Origin of the sequence: Streptomyces sp. NPDC059002 (assembly GCF_042740435.1) — a bacterium.
In the GTDB taxonomy this organism is placed as follows: Bacteria; Actinomycetota; Actinomycetes; order Streptomycetales; family Streptomycetaceae; genus Streptomyces.
Window position 1 is genome coordinate 163,723 of sequence record NZ_JBHYJI010000010.1, and the last position, 16,094, is coordinate 179,816.

General features: G+C 71.9%; 17 protein-coding genes and 1 pseudogene. 9 read left to right on the top strand and 9 right to left on the bottom strand.

Annotated elements, in window-relative coordinates:
• Window position 1 precedes the first annotated feature (1 nt).
• Complete coding sequence (locus ACFWZ2_RS12390; RefSeq protein ID WP_384545010.1) at window positions 2–823, bottom strand: LysR family substrate-binding domain-containing protein; 822 nt, start codon at window positions 821–823, stop codon at window positions 2–4.
• 57 nt (window positions 824–880) lie between these two features.
• Here ACFWZ2_RS12390 and ACFWZ2_RS12395 point away from each other — a divergent pair, with 57 nt between their 5' ends.
• Window positions 881–1,276, top strand: coding sequence for a DUF5997 family protein (locus ACFWZ2_RS12395; protein WP_384545011.1), 396 nt, complete (start codon window positions 881–883; stop codon window positions 1,274–1,276).
• Here ACFWZ2_RS12395 and ACFWZ2_RS12400 read toward each other — a convergent pair.
• The 5 genes and pseudogenes from ACFWZ2_RS12400 to ACFWZ2_RS12420 all read right to left on the bottom strand — a co-directional run bounded on the left by ACFWZ2_RS12400 (window position 1,233) and on the right by ACFWZ2_RS12420 (window position 5,165).
• A complete protein-coding gene (locus tag ACFWZ2_RS12400) occupies window positions 1,233–2,243 on the bottom strand; it encodes a hypothetical protein (protein ID WP_384545012.1) in 1,011 nt (336 codons plus the stop codon). The genes ACFWZ2_RS12395 and ACFWZ2_RS12400 overlap by 44 nt on opposite strands.
• Before the next feature lie 98 nt (window positions 2,244–2,341).
• Window positions 2,342–2,884 (bottom strand): FABP family protein, encoded by a 543-nt coding sequence (locus ACFWZ2_RS12405; RefSeq protein ID WP_384545013.1) that lies wholly within the window; start codon window positions 2,882–2,884, stop codon window positions 2,342–2,344.
• Between the two features lie 76 nt (window positions 2,885–2,960).
• Window positions 2,961–3,778: pseudogene (locus ACFWZ2_RS12410) on the bottom strand (epoxide hydrolase family protein); the annotation flags it as partial.
• 48 nt (window positions 3,779–3,826) lie between these two features.
• The gene (locus tag ACFWZ2_RS12415; protein WP_384545014.1) at window positions 3,827–4,309 is read right to left on the bottom strand and encodes a hypothetical protein; all 483 of its coding nucleotides are present in this window, start codon (window positions 4,307–4,309) and stop codon (window positions 3,827–3,829) included.
• Window positions 4,310–4,421: 112 nt separating this feature from the next.
• Window positions 4,422–5,165: a VOC family protein gene (locus ACFWZ2_RS12420; RefSeq protein ID WP_384545015.1), complete on the bottom strand. Its 744-nt coding sequence runs from the start codon at window positions 5,163–5,165 to the stop codon at window positions 4,422–4,424.
• A 159-nt stretch (window positions 5,166–5,324) separates the two neighbouring features.
• Between ACFWZ2_RS12420 and argC the strand changes: the two genes are divergently transcribed.
• The 5 genes from argC to ACFWZ2_RS12445 all read left to right on the top strand — a co-directional run bounded on the left by argC (window position 5,325) and on the right by ACFWZ2_RS12445 (window position 10,277).
• Window positions 5,325–6,365, top strand: a complete 1,041-nt coding sequence (argC, locus tag ACFWZ2_RS12425) for an N-acetyl-gamma-glutamyl-phosphate reductase (RefSeq protein ID WP_384545016.1) — start codon at window positions 5,325–5,327, stop codon at window positions 6,363–6,365.
• Window positions 6,366–6,453: 88 nt separating this feature from the next.
• Window positions 6,454–7,608, top strand: coding sequence for a bifunctional glutamate N-acetyltransferase/amino-acid acetyltransferase ArgJ (gene argJ, locus ACFWZ2_RS12430; RefSeq protein WP_384545017.1), 1,155 nt, complete (start codon window positions 6,454–6,456; stop codon window positions 7,606–7,608).
• Complete coding sequence (gene argB / locus ACFWZ2_RS12435) at window positions 7,605–8,522, top strand: acetylglutamate kinase (RefSeq protein ID WP_384545018.1); 918 nt, start codon at window positions 7,605–7,607, stop codon at window positions 8,520–8,522. Before argJ ends, argB begins: the two co-directional genes overlap by 4 nt.
• A complete protein-coding gene (locus ACFWZ2_RS12440) occupies window positions 8,519–9,712 on the top strand; it encodes an acetylornithine transaminase (RefSeq protein ID WP_384545019.1) in 1,194 nt (397 codons plus the stop codon). Before argB ends, ACFWZ2_RS12440 begins: the two co-directional genes overlap by 4 nt.
• Before the next feature lie 19 nt (window positions 9,713–9,731).
• Complete coding sequence (locus ACFWZ2_RS12445) at window positions 9,732–10,277, top strand: arginine repressor (RefSeq protein ID WP_384545020.1); 546 nt, start codon at window positions 9,732–9,734, stop codon at window positions 10,275–10,277.
• A 50-nt stretch (window positions 10,278–10,327) separates the two neighbouring features.
• Here the strand turns inward: ACFWZ2_RS12445 and ACFWZ2_RS12450 are convergent, their stop codons facing one another.
• The 3 genes from ACFWZ2_RS12450 to ACFWZ2_RS12460 all read right to left on the bottom strand — a co-directional run bounded on the left by ACFWZ2_RS12450 (window position 10,328) and on the right by ACFWZ2_RS12460 (window position 12,689).
• Window positions 10,328–11,296 carry a bile acid:sodium symporter family protein gene (locus tag ACFWZ2_RS12450; protein ID WP_384545021.1) on the bottom strand — a complete coding sequence of 323 codons (969 nt, stop codon included), beginning with the start codon at window positions 11,294–11,296 and terminating at the stop codon, window positions 10,328–10,330.
• Between the two features lie 88 nt (window positions 11,297–11,384).
• Window positions 11,385–12,098 carry a L,D-transpeptidase gene (locus ACFWZ2_RS12455; protein WP_384545022.1) on the bottom strand — a complete coding sequence of 238 codons (714 nt, stop codon included), beginning with the start codon at window positions 12,096–12,098 and terminating at the stop codon, window positions 11,385–11,387.
• Between the two features lie 3 nt (window positions 12,099–12,101).
• The gene (locus ACFWZ2_RS12460; RefSeq protein WP_384545023.1) at window positions 12,102–12,689 is read right to left on the bottom strand and encodes a pyridoxamine 5'-phosphate oxidase family protein; all 588 of its coding nucleotides are present in this window, start codon (window positions 12,687–12,689) and stop codon (window positions 12,102–12,104) included.
• Between the two features lie 114 nt (window positions 12,690–12,803).
• Between ACFWZ2_RS12460 and ACFWZ2_RS12465 the strand changes: the two genes are divergently transcribed.
• The 3 genes from ACFWZ2_RS12465 (at window position 12,804) to argH (ending at window position 16,070) form a co-directional block, all read left to right on the top strand.
• The gene (locus tag ACFWZ2_RS12465) at window positions 12,804–13,277 is read left to right on the top strand and encodes a hypothetical protein (RefSeq protein WP_384545024.1); all 474 of its coding nucleotides are present in this window, start codon (window positions 12,804–12,806) and stop codon (window positions 13,275–13,277) included.
• Window positions 13,278–13,361: 84 nt separating this feature from the next.
• Entirely contained in the window at window positions 13,362–14,555 is a 1,194-nt protein-coding gene (locus ACFWZ2_RS12470; protein WP_384545025.1) for an argininosuccinate synthase, read from the top strand.
• Between the two features lie 87 nt (window positions 14,556–14,642).
• Window positions 14,643–16,070 (top strand): argininosuccinate lyase, encoded by a 1,428-nt coding sequence (gene argH / locus ACFWZ2_RS12475; RefSeq protein ID WP_384545026.1) that lies wholly within the window; start codon window positions 14,643–14,645, stop codon window positions 16,068–16,070.
• Window positions 16,071–16,094 lie beyond the last annotated feature (24 nt).

Sequence of the window (16,094 nt, forward strand, 5' to 3'; positions counted from 1 at the left end):
GCTACGACCGGCGCTTGGGCTTGCCGCGCTTGGCGGACGCCGCCGCGGACTTCCCCCGGCCACCGCCGCTCCGAGCGCCCTTGCCCGCGGCGGACTTGCCGGTGCCGGACTTGCCGCCGCCCGACTTCCCGGCGCCCGACCTGCCCGCGGCGGACTTCCGCTGCGCGCCGCCCGCCTCCGGGCGCTTGCCCTTGGGCTGCGCAGCGGTCTGCGTACGCCCCCGTGAACTGTTCACCGTGCGCCCGCGGACGATCCCGATGAAGTCCTCCACGAGGTCCGTGGTCGCCTCCTCGGGCCACGACAGCGCGACGCGCGACTCGGGCGCGCCCGCGACCGTGCGGTAGGTGAGGTCCTTGCGGTGGTGCAGGCGGGCGAGCGACTGCGGCGCGACGAGCAGGCCCACGCCCGCGGCCACCAGCTCCACGGCGTCCGCGGTCGTGGCGGGGCGCTCCAGCGCGGGCAGCCCGGGCCGCTTCTCCCACTCCAGGACGTCGTCGAGCGGATGGAACACGATCTCGTCGGCGAGGTCCTCGGGGGACACCTCTTCGACGGCCGCCACCGCGTGGTCCTTGGGGACGATCACGACGGTCGTCTCGGTGTAGAGGGGGATCGCGCTGAGGTCCGTACGGTCGATGGGCAGCCGTACGAATCCGGCGTCGGCGCCGCCCGCGCGCAGCACGTCAGGCGCGTCGGCGGCGGACACCGCGTGCAGCGTCAGCGGGACGTCGGGCAGCCGCTCGTTCCAGATACGCACCCATTTGGCGGGCGTCACCCCCGGGACGTAGGCGAGCCGGAACGAAGGGGATACTTCCGAGCCTGTCACCTCGCCAGGCTACCCGGCGTGGTCGGGAGTAGCGCACACGCTCGATACCCTTGACCCATGACGTCGCACCAGACCACCCAGACCATGAAGCCCGCGACCGCGGCGAAGAAGCTGGGTGTGTACCTCCAGGCCACGCCCGCCGAGTTCCAGGAGGGCGTCATCTCGCGCAGCGAGCTGAACGCGCTGCAGGCCGACCCGCCGGAGTGGCTCCAGGAGCTGCGGCGCAACGGCCCGCACCCCCGCCCCGTCGTCGCGGCCAAGCTCGGCATCTCCATCGCGGGCCTGGCCCGCGGCGGAGTCACCGAACCGCTCACCACGGAACAGATCGAGGCCCTCAAGCAGGAATTCCCCTCCTGGCTCCGCCAGGAACGCGCCACCCAGGCCGAGGTCCGCAAGGAAGCGGTGCGCATCAAGGAGAAGAACCAGCAGAAGCGCGACGAGCCCCAGGCGTAACGCCCCCTCGATCCCGCGGGGCCCCGCCCGCCCCACTCCGTAGGCCCTGCGCCCGGGCCAGCTCCCGGAGCATCGCCGCCCCCGTCCCCACCGCTGCCACATGCAGGACCGCCGCGATCGCGAGGTTCTCCGGGAGCGCGGGGTCGGCGGGCCGGGCAAGGGCCAGACAGAGCGTGAAGGGGAGTTTCCAGGCGCTCCAGGCGAAGAGGGTGCCGGAGCCGAGCCAGCAGGCCGTCAGGGGGACGCGGCGGGCGAGCCGGGCGGGGCGGCCGCGGGTGAGGGACCAGGTGGCGGCCGCCGCCAGGAGGGCCCAGCCGCCGAGGGTGCCCATGATCAGCCGTCCGGAGAGGTCGCGCTGCGCGGGGTGGGCGATCCCCGCCGTGCCGCCCGCGGCCCAGTACAGCCAGACCGCGCCGATCACCGCGGCCGTGACGGTCGGCCACGGCGGCACCCGGAGCGGACCCTGTCCGCCGTCCCCGGTGCGGCCCGTGAACACGTCCGGCCAGCGGCGCCGCACGTACGCGGGGAGTGCCAGGGCGAGGCCGAGCCCCATGCCGATGAAGCCGAGCTGCACCAGGACGCCCTCCCAGCCGGGCATGGCGGGGTCGTCGTCCGCACCGGCCCGGGACCCGTCGTCGGAGGGGAGCAGCAGGGAGCCGAGGACGGCGTACGGCAGGAGCGGCACGAGGAAGCCCGTGCCCACCCAGGCGCAGAAGGCCAGCGGTCTGCCCGGGATCCGCGTCCCCCACGGCCGTACCAGCGCGAGCGCGACCGTGATCCCGATCGCCGACATGCCGACGGTCACGGTGTTGAGCGCCACCCACCCCGTCACGTCGAACCCGGCGCCGATCGGCGCGATCCCCAGGGCCGCGGCGATCACCCACGACACCTTGATCAGCAGATACGGCGTGAGGGCCAGCGCGGCCCCGTACCCGCCGAGCCGCCCGACCCGGTCCCACCGGTCCATCTGAACTCCCCTCCCGAAGTGCGGAGTTCAAGCCTGCGGCCGGGCGCGCGGCCGGACATCGACCCGCGGAGGTATCCCGCCTCGCCCGTGCGGGGGAGCTACCCGGCGCGCCGCAGCCGGGCCGAGAGGTGGTGCTGCAGGGGCTGCCCGACCGCCGCGAGGTCGTGGACGAAGTCGAGCGTGTCGGGGTCGGTCAGCGTGTAGCGGCGGCGGGTGGCGTCGACCTCCTTGGCCGTGGGGGTGCGCGTCACCTCGTGGGTGGCGAGATCGACCGCCCCGTCGGCCGCGTGGCCGACCGAGATCTCCGCGATGCCGGTGGGCTGGGTGATCAGCGCCTCCACGCGCCCGTCGGCCTGCAGCCGCCACCAGCCGCTCTCGCGGGCCGACGGCCGCAGCGGCACGTCGTCGGCGTCGAGCAGCCAGGCCCGGGCCTCGTAGTGGAGGAAGGGGCGGCCGTCGTGGCTGAAGGTGACTTCCTGGGCGTACGAGAAGTCCGCGTCGAGCGTCGGGTACGTGCCGCGCCCCCGGCCCCGCCAGCTGCCGAGGAGCCCGAGCACGGGCGTCAGCAGCGCGTGCGGCGCGGGCGCCTCGTCCGGCCGGTGGCCGTCGGGGTACGGGTGCTCCGGTGCGGGGTCGAACATGGGGGGTGCTCCTGAGGTCGGGGAGGGTCGGTGCCGGAGGAAGCCTAGGGCCTCGCCTCCCGCGGCCGACCCCACGTCACCCCGTCGCGCGGAGCGTCCTGAAGAACCTGCGTACGTCGCCGACCAGCAGCTCCGCGATGTGCCGCAGGGGGATGAAGTTGTCGCGGGGGAAGTCGGCGAGAGCGGTGGGGGTCGTGGACGGGGCGGGCGGGCTGCCCCAGTAGTCGGCGTGCGCGCGCTCGTAGGAGATGCGGGCGGCCGAACCCGCGGTGCCGGTGAGCCAGTAGAGCATCACGTTCGTGAGCAGCTGGTCCCGGTCGACGGCGTCCTCCGGGCGCTCCGCGGAGTCCTTCCACTCCTTGAACTTCTCGGCGATCCACGCCAGTTGGCCCACCGGTGAGTCGGTCAGGCCGTACGCCAGGGTCTGCGGCAGGCAGCAGATTCAGGTGTACGCCGATGACCTTGGCCGGTCGTACGCGGCCCAGTTCGCGGGAGATCCCCGCTCCCCAGTCGCCGCCCTGCACGCCGTACCGCTCGTAGCCGATGCGCTCCATGAGCTCGCCGAACGCGGCGGCCACCCGCCGGAACTCCCAGCCCGTGTCCCTGGTCGGCCCCGAGAGCCCGAACGACCCCCGCGAACTCGACGATCGAGCCGGGCCAGCCGTGGCTCATCAGCAAAGGGGTGGCGTCCGGTTCGGGGGACCGGATGTGGGCGAAGTGGATGTTCGCCCCGTCGACGGTGGTGGTGAACTGCGGCCACTCGTTGAGCGCGGCCTCGGCGGCCCGCCAGTCGTAGGTGTGCCGCCAGTGGTGCACCAGCTCTTCGAGGTAGTCGCGCGGTATCCCGTACTCCCAGCCCACTCCGGGCAGTTGATCGGGCCACCGGGTGCGGTCATGGCTGCGCATGCTACGTCCGGGTGCGGGCGGACGGCCGCCGGGTTTTCAGGGCCGCTTCGACGGCCCGTCGGCGGACCCGGAGCGCCACCGCCCCGTGGCGCGGCGGAGCGGCGGAAGGCCCCAGAGGGCGAACGCGCCGCAGGCCAGGCCGACCCCGATGGCCCACCACACCGTCGGGTGCTCCTCCACCCACATGCGCTGGTCGTCCGGCATGGCGAGGGCGCCGACGGGGCGGCCGCGGCGCCCGGGCGGCAGGCCGGCCACGGCGAGGAACGCCACCACCGCGACGGCCGCGGCGCCGGTGAAGCGCACCCACTGCCGTCGTCGCGCCGCGGCCGCGGCCAGCGGCCAGGAGCACAGGATGCCGCTGCCGCAGAACGCCCCGAAGGCGTATCCGGCGCCCGGCCCCAGACCGGCCGTCCAGCGCCACAGGTGGTCGCCGAAGAAGGCCGACCCGGCTCCGCCGAGGATGATCAGCCAGACCACCGTGGTGGTGTGACGTTCGGCAAATCTGGCTATGGAGGACATCGCGGAAATGTTACGGCATGGGGGGAGTTGTCGGTCCGGCCTCCCTCCGTCAACTGCCGCCCGCGTCAAGGCCGCTCCGCGCCGCCGCCCGGGCGGCGCCCGGGGCTCCGTGTCAGGAGGACCGGCCGAGGACGCAGAATTCGTGGCCCTCCGGGTCGGCCAGGCACTGCCAAGTGACGTCGCCCTGGCCGAGGTCGAGGTCGGTGGCGCCGAGGGCCCGCAGCCGGGCCACCTCCGTCTGCTGATCGTCACCGGTGTACGGGAGCAGGTCGAGGTGGGCGCGGTCCGGCACGGTCTTCACGCCGTTGCGGAGGAACTCCAGGTACGGGCCGACCCCCTTGGCGGAGCGCAGCACCGCGCGCTCGTCGGTCACCTCGTGCAGGGTCCAGTCGATCGCCTCGCCCCAGAACCGGGCCATGGCCCGCGGGTCCGCGCAGTCGACCATCACCCGGGCGATCGGCCCGGTGTCCCGGTAGCTCTCCCGGGGTTCGAGGACGCAGAACTCATTGCCCTCCGGGTCGGCGAGCACGGTCCACGGCACGTCGCCCTGGCCCACGTCGGCGGGTGTCGCGCCGAGGTCCCGCAGGCGCGTGACCAGCTCCGCCTGATGGGCCTCGGAGGTGGTGGCGAGATCGATGTGCAAGCGGTTCTTCGTCGCCGTCTTGGCTTCCGGGACGATCACGACGTCGATGCAGACGGCGGACGGGTCCGGCCACACGAAGCCTTTGCCGGGCTCGACGTTGGTCACGCCGGGTCCCTCGCTGGAGAGCTCCCAGCCGAGCGCCTCCGCCCAGAACCGGCCGACCGCCGTGTCATCAAGGGCCTTTATGTTCACCTGAACAGGTCGCAGTGCCATGGCGGCGACCATATGCGCTTCGCGACGGCAGCCACAGAGCCGTCGCCAAACAGAGATCAACTTGCTCGCGGGCCGCGATGCCCAGGGCCGCCCGCTCCGGAAACTCATTGCATAAAACTGCGTCGCAACGTATAGTCATGCCATCTGAAGGAGGGTTCCATGGCGGTACGCGCAGCAGTGGCAGGGGCGAGTGGGTACGCGGGCGGCGAACTGCTGCGTCTGCTGCTCGCCCACCCCGAGGTGGAGATCGGCGCCCTGACCGGCAATGCGAACGCGGGTCAGCGCCTGGGCGCGCTCCAGCCGCACCTGCTGCCGCTGGCCGACCGGGTCCTCGAGCCGACCACGCCGGAGGTGCTCGCCGGACAGGACCGGCCGCACGACGTGGTCTTCCTCGCCCTGCCCCACGGCCAGTCGGCCGCCGTCGCCGAACAGCTCGGACCCGACGTCCTCGTCGTCGACATGGGCGCCGACTTCCGGCTCGCGGACGCGGCGGACTGGGAGAAGTTCTACGGCAGCCCGCACGCCGGGACCTGGCCCTACGGCCTGCCCGAACTGCCGGGCGCCCGCGCCGCGTTGGCGGGGTCCAAGCGGATCGCGGTGCCCGGTTGCTACCCCACCGCCGTCTCGCTCGCGCTCTTCCCGGCGTACGCGGCGGACCTCGTCGAGCCGGAGGCCGTGATCGTCGCGGCATCGGGCACCTCGGGCGCGGGCAAGGCGGCCAAGCCGCATCTGCTCGGCTCCGAGGTCATGGGCTCCATGTCCCCGTACGGCGTGGGCGGGCTCCACCGGCACACCCCCGAGATGATCCAGAACCTGAGCGCCGCCGCGGGCACCCCGGTCACCGTCTCCTTCACGCCGACCCTGGCCCCGATGCCGCGCGGCATCCTCGCCACGTGCAGCGCGAAGGCCAGGGCGGGCGTCACCGCCGACGTCGTACGCGACACGTACGAGAAGGCGTTCGCCGACGAACCGTTCGTGCACCTGCTCCCCGCGGGGCAGTGGCCCGCGACCGCCGCCGTGTACGGCTCGAACGCCGTGCAGATCCAGGTCGCGTACGACGAGGCGGCGGGCCGCGTCGTGGTGATCAGCGCCATCGACAACCTCGCCAAGGGCACCGCGGGCGGCGCGGTGCAGAGCATGAACATCGCCCTCGGAATCGCCGAGGACACCGGACTTTCCACGATCGGAGTGGCGCCGTGAGCGACGCGCGCGCGGCCGCCGGGCCGCAGACAACCACGAAAGCCGCGCCGCTGCGCCGCGCGGGCGGAGAAGCGAACAAGGAGATGCAGTGAGCGTCACGGCAGCGCAAGGGTTCCGGGCGGCGGGCATCGCCGCGGGAATCAAGCAGAACGGCAACCCGGACCTGGCCCTCGTGGTCAACGAAGGGCCCCGCCTGGCCGCCGCGGGCGTGTTCACCTCCAACCGCGTCAAGGCCGCCCCCGTCCTCTGGTCGGAGCAGGTGCTCAAGGGCGGCATCGTCTCCGCGGTCGTCCTCAACTCCGGTGGCGCCAACGCCTGTACGGGCCCACAGGGCTTCCAGGACACGCACGCCACGGCCGAGAAGGTCGCCGAGGTCCTCGACGGAGTGAACGCGGGCGAGGTCGCCGTCGCGTCGACCGGACTCATCGGCGTGACGCTCCCCATGGACAAGCTCCTGCCGGGCGTGGAGACGGCCGCGGGTGAACTCTCCGCGCACGGCGGCGAGAAGGCCGCCATCGCCATCAAGACCACCGACAGCGTGCACAAGACGTCCGTCGCCACCTTGGACGGCTGGACCGTCGGCGGCATGGCCAAGGGCGCGGGCATGCTCGCCCCCGGCCTCGCCACCATGCTCGTCGTCCTGACCACCGACGCCGACCTGGAGTCCGCCGTCCTGGACCGGGCGCTGCGGGACGCCACCCGGCTCACCTTCGACCGCGTCGACTCCGACGGCTGCATGTCGACCAATGACACGGTGCTGCTGCTCGCCTCCGGCGCCGCCGAAGTCACCCCGGAGTACGCCGAGTTCGCCGAGGCCGTCCGCGAGGTCTGCGACGACCTGGGGCGGCAGCTGATCGGCGACGCCGAGGGCGCGAGCAAGGACATCAAGGTCGAGGTCGTCCACGCCGCGAGCGAGGCCGACGCCGTCGAGGTCGGCCGGTCCATCGCCCGGAACAACCTCCTCAAGTGCGCCCTGCACGGCGAGGACCCCAACTGGGGCCGGGTGCTCTCCGCGATCGGCACGACGTCCGCCGCCTTCGACCCGAACCAGCTCAACGTCGCCATCAACGGCGTCTGGGTCTGCAAGAACGGCTCGGTGGGCGAGGGCCGCGAGCTCGTCGACATGCGCTACCGGGAGGTCGTCATCACCGCCGACCTGGCGGCCGGCACCGAGACCGCGACGATCTGGACCAACGACCTCACCGCGGACTACGTCCACGAGAACAGCGCGTACAGCTCATGAGCACTCCGACCGCGCGGAAGCACACCGCGCTGCCCAAGGCGCAGATCCTCATCGAGGCGCTGCCCTGGCTGACCCGGCACCACGGCAAGACCGTCGTCATCAAGTTCGGCGGCAACGCCATGATCGACGAGGACCTGAAGGCCGCCTTCGCGCAGGACGTCGTCTTCCTGCACCACGCGGGCCTCAAGCCCGTCGTCGTGCACGGCGGCGGACCGCAGATCAGCAAGGCCCTCGACCGGCACGGCATCGTCAGCGAGTTCAAGGCGGGCCTGCGCGTCACCACCGAGGACGCCATGGACGTCGTCCGCATGGTGCTCGCCGGACAGGTGCAGCGCGAGCTCGTCGGCCTGCTCAACCAGCACGGCCCGCTCGCCGTCGGCCTCACCGGCGAGGACGCGCACACGATCACCGCCACCAAGCACCAGCCCCGCATCGAGGGCGAGCTGGTCGACATCGGCCGGGTCGGCGAGATCACCGGGATCGACACCGGCGCCATCGAGGCGCTGCTCGCCGACGGCCGCATCCCGGTCGTCTCCTCGATCGCCCGCTCCCAGGACGAAGGTGACTCGGGGCATGTCTACAACGTCAATGCTGATACGGCGGCTGCGGCACTCGCTGCGGCGCTTGATGCCGAAACCCTGATGGTCCTCACCGACGTCGAGGGCCTCTACGAGGACTGGCCCAACAGCGACGAGGTCATCAGCCGCCTCACCGCCAACGAGCTCGAGAAGCTCCTGCCCGAGCTGGCCAGCGGCATGGTCCCGAAGATGGAGGGCTGTCTGCACGCCGTGCGCAACGGCGTCCAGACCGCACGGGTGATCGACGGACGGGTCCAGCACTCGATCCTCCTCGAGATCTTCACCGACGAAGGAATCGGCACGATGGTCGTGCCCGACGCACAGGGGGAGTCATGAGCAATCAGGAGCTGACCGCGCGCTGGCAGGGCGCGCTCATGGACAACTACGGCACGCCCAGGCTGCCGCTCGTGCGCGGCGCGGGCAGCAAGCTGTGGGACGCCGACGGCAAGGAGTACATCGACTTCGTCGGCGGCATCGCGGTCAACGCCCTCGGCCATGCCCACCCCGCGGTCGTCGAGGCCGTCAGCACCCAGATCGGCGCCCTCGGCCACGTCTCGAACCTCTTCGTCGCCGAACCGCCCGTCGCGCTCGCCGAACGGCTCCTCCAGCTCTTCGGGCGGGCGGGCCGCGTGTACTTCTGCAACTCCGGCGCCGAGGCCAACGAAGGCGCCTTCAAGCTCGGGCGGCTGACCGGACGTCCGCACATGGTCGCCACGCAGGGCGGCTTCCACGGCCGGACCATGGGGGCGCTCGCCCTCACCGGACAGCCCGGCAAGCAGACCCCGTTCCTGCCGCTGCCCGGTGATGTCACGCACGTCCCGTACGGCGACGTCGAGGCGCTGCGCGCCGCGGTCACCACCGAGACCGCCCTCGTGATCATCGAGCCGATCCAGGGCGAGAACGGCGTCGTCGTGCCGCCCGCGGGCTATCTGAAGGCGGCCAGGGAGATCACCGCCGCCACCGGCACGCTGCTCGTCCTCGACGAGGTGCAGACCGGAATCGGCCGTACCGGCCACTGGTTCGCGCACCTCGCCGACGAAGGCGTGCAGCCGGATGTCGTCACGCTCGCGAAGGGTCTGGGCGGCGGACTCCCGCTCGGCGCGACCGTCGCGTTCGGCGCCGCGGCCGACCTGTTCAAGCCCGGTCACCACGGCACGACGTTCGGCGGGAATCCCGTCGCGTGCGCCGCGGGGCTCGCCGTCGTCGACACCATCGGGTCCGAGGGGCTCCTGGAGAACACCAAGCGGGCGGGCGAAAAGCTGCGCGACGGAATCGAGTCACTCGGACACCCGCTCGTAGGGCATGTCAGGGGCTCGGGCCTGCTGCTGGGTATCGTGCTCACCGAGCCGCTCGCGCCACGGGCGCAGCAGGCGGCTCAGGACGCCGGCTTCCTGGTGAACGCGCCCGCCCCCGATGTCGTACGGCTCATGCCCCCGCTGAATGTGCGCGACGACGAGGTGGACGCGTTCCTCCAGGCACTGCCCGGCATCCTGGACAAGGCTCGTGAAGCCGACGGGGACGAATGATCCGGAGAATGAGACGACGATGAGCCAGGCGCAAGGCAACGAGCACGGCGACCACGCGGGTCCCGCCGTGCCGCAGACCCGCACCGCACGCCACCGCCGGATCGTGGACATCCTGAACCGGCAGCCGGTGCGCTCCCAGAGCCAGCTGGCGAAGCTGCTCGCCGACGACGGTCTGACCGTCACCCAGGCGACGCTCTCCCGCGACCTGGACGAGCTGAACGCGGTGAAGATCCGCAACGCCGAGGGCGACCTCATCTACGCGGTGCCGAGCGAGGGCGGATTCCGCACCCCGCGCGCGCCGCTGGGCGAGTCGGCCAAGGAGGAGCGGATGCGGCGCCTCTCCGCGGAGCTGCTGATCTCCGCGGAGGCCTCGGCCAACCTCGTCGTCCTGCGCACGCCGCCCGGCGCCGCGCAGTTCCTGGCCTCGGCCATCGACCAGGCCGAGCTGCACGACATCCTCGGGACGATCGCCGGTGACGACACGCTGATGCTGATCAGCAGGGAGGCGACGGGGGGTCAGGCCCTCGCGGATCATCTGCTGCGCCTGGCGTCGAACGATCACTGAGGAGTTTCAGCCCGTCCGGCGATCGAGGACGAACTCGGCGAAGCCGGTGATCAGTGACGTGAGCGCCGGGCCAGCCATGCCGCGACCAACGCCCCCGACACGTTGTGCCACACGGAGAACACCGCCGAAGGCAGCGCGGCGAGCGGGCTGAAGTGGGCGGTGGCGAGCGACGCCGCGAGGCCGGAGTTCTGCATGCCGACCTCGAAGGCCATCGCCCGCGACGCGGGCGGGCCGAGGCGGGCCAGCTTGCCCGCGCCGTAGCCGAGCGCGAGGCCGAGCCCGTTGTGCAGGAACACCGCGAGGAACACCAGTGCCGCGGCCGACTTGATGGCCGCGGCACTGCCCGCGACGACGATCGCCACGATGGCCGCGATGGTCAGCGCCGACAGCCAGGGCAGCGCGCCGAGCACCCGGTCGACGTACCGCCCGAAGAGCAGGCGCACGACGAGCCCCGCGATGACCGGGAGCAGCACGGTCTTGAGGATGTCGGTGACCATCGAGCCCGCGTCGACGGGCAGGTACTCGCCCGCGAGCAGCAGCGTCAGCGGCGGCGTGATCAGCGGCGCGAGGACGGTCGAGACGGTGGCGACCGACACCGAGAGGGCCACGTCGCCGCGCGCCAGATAGGTCACGACGTTGGACGCGGTGCCGCTGGGCGCACAGCCCACCAGGATCACACCGGCCGCCAACTGCGGTGAGAGGCCGAGCGCGTGGGCGATCAGCCAGCCGAGCCCCGGCATGATCACGTAGTGCGCGACGAGCCCCAGCGCGACGGCCCAGGGCCGCTTGACGACGCCCTGGAAGTCGAGGGGGGTCATGGTCAGGCCCATGCAGAACATCACCACGCCCAGCAGGTACGGGACGTTGGTGCCCCAGCCCTCGAAGGCGTCGGGCAGCAGCAGGCCGAGCGCGCCCGCGGCCAGGACGAGGACGGGGAAGACGGTGACGGCGCGGCGTGCCGCCTTGTCGGCGGTGCCGGGGCCCTCGCCGTGGCTGGGGATCGTCTGTTCGGATTGCACGGCGCGATGCAACGCGTCCGCCACGCGCGCGTGCAACCCCGTCTCGGTATGTGGTCGCTACATGCAGCCCGGACCGGAACAAACCGGTTCAGCGGCGCGTGAGTGCCGTCGGCCCCGACTCCGTGCCGATCGCGATGTGCGGCCGCCGGTCAGGTTCGGCCCACCGCAGGATCCGCCGCATCGCCTCCAGGGGCACCGACACGCAACCGGCCGTCGCCCCGCGCCCGTTGACGTGCAGAAAGATTCCGGCGCCGCGCCCGCGCACGGGACGGTCGTAGTTGAAGCCGATCACCAGCGCGTGCGCGTACTGCGGGGCGTATGCACTGAGGTGCTCCGACTCGGCGGCGCGGCAGTCGGCGGGGCGCGGCTCGGTCCAGCGGTTGTAGGCGTGCGAGCGGTTGTCCTGGCACCACCAGGAATCCGGCGTGACCCGGCGATACCGGTGACCGGTGCCCGCGGGGCGGGGGTTGATCCCGAAGGCGTACGGCAGCCCGTACACACCCGTCGGCGTCGTCCGCGTCCCCTGCCTGCGCGAGCCGCCCGCCACCAGGCCCTTCGCGCCGAACCTGGCGGGCGCGGAGCCGACCGCGACCCAGCGCCCGCCGCCGCGCCGGTCCCACCAGGTGACCGTGCCGCGGGTGGAGCCGGTGTGCGCGGCCTCGGCGGTGATGAGCTGGCTGCCGCCGCCGGTGTCGGCCATCCGCTCGGGCAGCGGGGTGCTTCCGGTGCCGGAGGCCGTGCCAGGGGCGGCGCCGAGGGCGAGCAGGGCCGCGGAGGCGAGGGCGACGGCTCGTGGGCGCATGGCTCAGACGGTACTGGGCGGCAGCGGAAGCGGCAGTCCGGGAAGGCCGTCGATGCTCTGTGCGATGTGCTCCTTCTTGGTGAAGTACGCGCTGAGCGACGCGTCGTCCTCGCGCGCGAACCGCTTGCCGTGCAGATCGCGGTCCTCGTCGTACGACATGAAGGGCACCGCGTATCCGCAGGAGTCACGGATGAGTTCGGCCGTCACGACGATCACGGCGCGCAGCCCGTGCGGGGTCGGGTCGATGCCGGGGAAGTGCCCGAGCAGCTCCGTGAAGCGCGGGTCGTCGCGGAACACGGGCTCGCCGCGGCCGTGCACCCGGACGATGTTCGGTGGCCCCTGGAACGCGCACCACATGAGCGTGATGCGGCCGTTCTCCCGCAGATGCGCGATGGTCTCCGCGTTGCTGCCCGCGAAGTCCAGGTAGGCGACGGTGTGTTCGTCGACGACGACGAAGGAGCCGGTCAGGCCCTTGGGGGAGAGGTTGATCGTGCCGTCGTCGGCGAGGGGCGCGGTAGCCGTGAAGAACATGGGCTGTTGCTCGATGAAGGCGCGGAGCCTGCCGTCTATGCGTTCGTAGGTCTTTCCCATGCCCAAGGATTATTCGCCGAGATTCCTTCGCCTGTCTCATGACCTTGAGCGATGGCAGGAAAGGTGGGGTGCTCGTCATTGCTGCCACCTCGCGGCCGGTTCAAGAATGAGGCCGTGACGAAACTCCTCCTGACCCTCCATGTCCTGGCCGCGATCATCGCCGTCGGCCCGGTCACCGTTGCCGCCAGCATGTTCCCGCCCGCCGCGCGGCGGGCCGCGGAGCAGCCGGGTGACGCGCGGGCGCTCTCCACGGTCAAGCTCCTGTACCGCATCTGCCGGGTGTACGCGGGCGTCGGCATCGCGGTGCCGGTCCTCGGCATCGCCACAGCCGGTGTCATGGGGGTGATGGGGGACGCGTGGGTGATCGCCTCCACGGTCCTGACGATGCTCGCGGCGGCTGCGCTCATCGTGTTCGTCCTGCCGGGGCAGGAGCAGCTCATCGAGGGCGTCGAGGGCGTCGAGGGCGCCGAAGGGGCGGGCGCCGCGGCGGCCGGGCGGCTTGCCATGACCACCGGGCTCTTCAACCTGCTGTGGGTCGCGGTCACCGTCCTCATGATCGTCCGCCCGGGCTCCACCACGGGGGCGTGACCGCCGCCGCGCGACGGGATTGACGAAACATACGGTGCACTGCATACTCATGCATAACAGCGCATGCACCGTAAGGAGAGCCCCGTGACCGAGCGCGTCGTACTCGCCTACTCGGGCGGCCTTGACACCTCCGTCGCCATCGGCTGGATCGCCGAGGAGACGGGCGCCGAGGTCATCGCCGTCGCCGTGGACGTCGGCCAGGGCGGCGAGGACCTGGACGTCATCCGCAAGCGCGCGCTCGCCTGCGGTGCCGTGGAGGCCGAAGTCGCCGACGCGAAGGACGAGTTCGCCGAGGAGTACTGCCTCCCGGCGATCCGGGCCAACGCCCTCTACATGGACCGCTACCCGCTGGTCTCCGCCCTCTCCCGGCCGACGATCGTCAAGCACCTCGTGGCCGCCGCCCGGAAGCACGGCGCGGGCACGGTCGCCCACGGCTGCACCGGCAAGGGCAACGACCAGGTCCGCTTCGAGGCGGGCATCCAGGCCCTCGGCCCCGACCTCAAGTGCATCGCCCCGGTCCGCGACTACGCGATGACCAGGGACAAGGCCATCGCCTTCTGCGAGGAGAAGAACCTCCCGATCGCGACCACCAAGAAGTCCCCGTACTCCATCGACCAGAACGTCTTCGGGCGGGCCGTCGAGACGGGCTTCCTGGAGGACATCTGGAACGCCCCGATCGAGGACATCTACGAGTACAGCGCGAACCCCGCCGAGCCCCGCGAGGCCGACGAGGTCGTCCTCTCCTTCAAGGAAGGCGTCCCGGTCGCGATCGACGGCAGGCCCGTCACCGTCCTCCAGGCGATCCAGGAGCTCAACGCGCGCGCGGGCGCGCAGGGCATCGGCCGGATCGACATGGTCGAGGACCGGCTCGTGGGCATCAAGTCCCGTGAGGTGTACGAGGCGCCGGGCGCCCTCGCACTCATCACCGCGCACCAGGAGCTGGAGAACGTCACCGTCGAGCGCGAACTCGCCCGCTACAAGCGGCAGGTCGAGCAGCGCTGGGGCGAACTGGTCTACGACGGCCTGTGGTTCTCGCCCCTCAAGCGGGCTCTCGACGGCTTCATCCACGAGGCCAACCAGCACGTCACCGGCGACATCCGGATGACCCTGCACGGCGGTCGCGCCGTCGTCACCGGGCGCCGGTCCAGCGAGTCGCTCTACGACTTCAACCTCGCCACCTACGACTCCGGCGACACGTTCGACCAGTCGAAGGCGCAGGGATTCATCGAGATCTTCGGCCTGTCCTCGAAGATCGCCGCCCGGCGGGACCTGGCGTAACGGAAAGGGCCGCTCCGGCGTTTGCGGAGCGGCGTCCGGGGCGGAGCCCCTCCCACGCGGCGGAGCCGCAGACACCAAGGAGCACACGTGAGCAGCAACACCGGCGATGTCCGCCTCTGGGGCGGACGGTTCGCCGACGGTCCCGCAGAAGCGCTGGCGCAACTGTCCGCCTCGGTCCACTTCGACTGGCGCCTCGCGCCGTACGACATCGCGGGGTCCCGCGCCCACGCGCGCGTGCTCCACAAGGCGGGGCTGCTCACCGCGGACGAGCTCACCCGCATGCTGGCCGGACTCGACCGGCTGGAGGCCGACGTCGCCGACGGGTCGTTCGTCGGCACGGTCGCCGACGAGGACGTCCACTCCGCCCTGGAGCGGGGCCTCCTGGAGCGGATCGGCCTCGACCTCGGCGGCAAGCTGCGCGCGGGACGGTCCCGCAACGACCAGGTGGCGACGCTCTTCCGGATGTACCTGCGCGACCACGCGCGGATCATCGGAGGCCTGATCGCCGAGCTCCAGGGCGCGCTCGTGGGCCTCGCCGAGGCGCACCCGGACGTCGCCATGCCGGGGCGTACGCACCTTCAGCACGCCCAGCCCGTGCTCTTCGCGCACCACGTCCTCGCGCACGTCCAGGCCCTGTCCAGGGACGCGGAGCGGCTGCGGCAGTGGGACGAGCGGACGGCCGTCTCGCCGTACGGCTCGGGCGCGCTCGCGGGCAGCAGCCTCGGCCTCGACCCGGAGGCGGTCGCCGCCGACCTCGGCTTCGAGCACGGCAGCGTCGGCAACTCCATCGACGGGACGGCCTCGCGCGACTTCGTCGCCGAGTTCGCCTTCATCACCGCGATGATCGGCGTGAACCTCTCCCGGATCGCCGAGGAGGTCATCATCTGGAACACGAAGGAGTTCTCCTTCGTCACCCTCCACGACGCCTTCTCGACCGGCTCGTCGATCATGCCGCAGAAGAAGAACCCGGACATCGCCGAGCTCGCGCGCGGCAAATCGGGCCGCCTCATCGGCAACCTCACCGGCCTCCTTGCGACCCTCAAGGCGCTGCCGCTCGCGTACAACCGCGACCTCCAGGAGGACAAGGAGCCGGTCTTCGACTCCTGCGACCAGCTGGAGGTCCTGCTCCCCGCCTTCACCGGCATGATGGCGACGCTCACCGTCCACCGCGAGCGCATGGCGGAGCTGGCCCCGGCCGGCTTCTCGCTGGCCACCGACATCGCCGAGTGGCTGGTCAAGCAGGGCGTGCCGTTCCGTGTCGCGCACGAGGTCGCGGGCGCGTGCGTGAAGGAGTGCGAGGCGCACGGCATCGAGCTCGACCAGCTCACGGACGAGCAGTTCGCCAAGATCTCCGAGCACCTCACGCCCGAGGTGCGGACCGTCCTGAACGTGCCCGGCGCGCTGGCCTCCCGCAGCGGCCGCGGCGGCACCGCGCCCTCCGCCGTCGCCGTCCAGCTCGCCGAGGTCAAGGCCGACCTGGCCGTACAGCAGGAGTGGGCGGCCGCGAAGAAGTAGCGGCGGACGCCGGGCAGGAGCAGA

Coding starts and splice junctions, on each gene's coding strand:
- ACFWZ2_RS12395 (WP_384545011.1), top strand. CDS start 881: ATGACGTCGCACCAGACCACCCAGACCATGAAGCCCGCGACCGCGGCG.
- ACFWZ2_RS12400 (WP_384545012.1), bottom strand. CDS start 2,243: ATGGACCGGTGGGACCGGGTCGGGCGGCTCGGCGGGTACGGGGCCGCG.
- ACFWZ2_RS12405 (WP_384545013.1), bottom strand. CDS start 2,884: ATGTTCGACCCCGCACCGGAGCACCCGTACCCCGACGGCCACCGGCCG.
- ACFWZ2_RS12415 (WP_384545014.1), bottom strand. CDS start 4,309: ATGTCCTCCATAGCCAGATTTGCCGAACGTCACACCACCACGGTGGTC.
- ACFWZ2_RS12420 (WP_384545015.1), bottom strand. CDS start 5,165: ATGGCACTGCGACCTGTTCAGGTGAACATAAAGGCCCTTGATGACACG.
- argC (WP_384545016.1), top strand. CDS start 5,325: ATGGCGGTACGCGCAGCAGTGGCAGGGGCGAGTGGGTACGCGGGCGGC.
- argB (WP_384545018.1), top strand. CDS start 7,605: ATGAGCACTCCGACCGCGCGGAAGCACACCGCGCTGCCCAAGGCGCAG.
- ACFWZ2_RS12440 (WP_384545019.1), top strand. CDS start 8,519: ATGAGCAATCAGGAGCTGACCGCGCGCTGGCAGGGCGCGCTCATGGAC.
- ACFWZ2_RS12445 (WP_384545020.1), top strand. CDS start 9,732: ATGAGCCAGGCGCAAGGCAACGAGCACGGCGACCACGCGGGTCCCGCC.
- ACFWZ2_RS12455 (WP_384545022.1), bottom strand. CDS start 12,098: ATGCGCCCACGAGCCGTCGCCCTCGCCTCCGCGGCCCTGCTCGCCCTC.
- ACFWZ2_RS12460 (WP_384545023.1), bottom strand. CDS start 12,689: ATGGGAAAGACCTACGAACGCATAGACGGCAGGCTCCGCGCCTTCATC.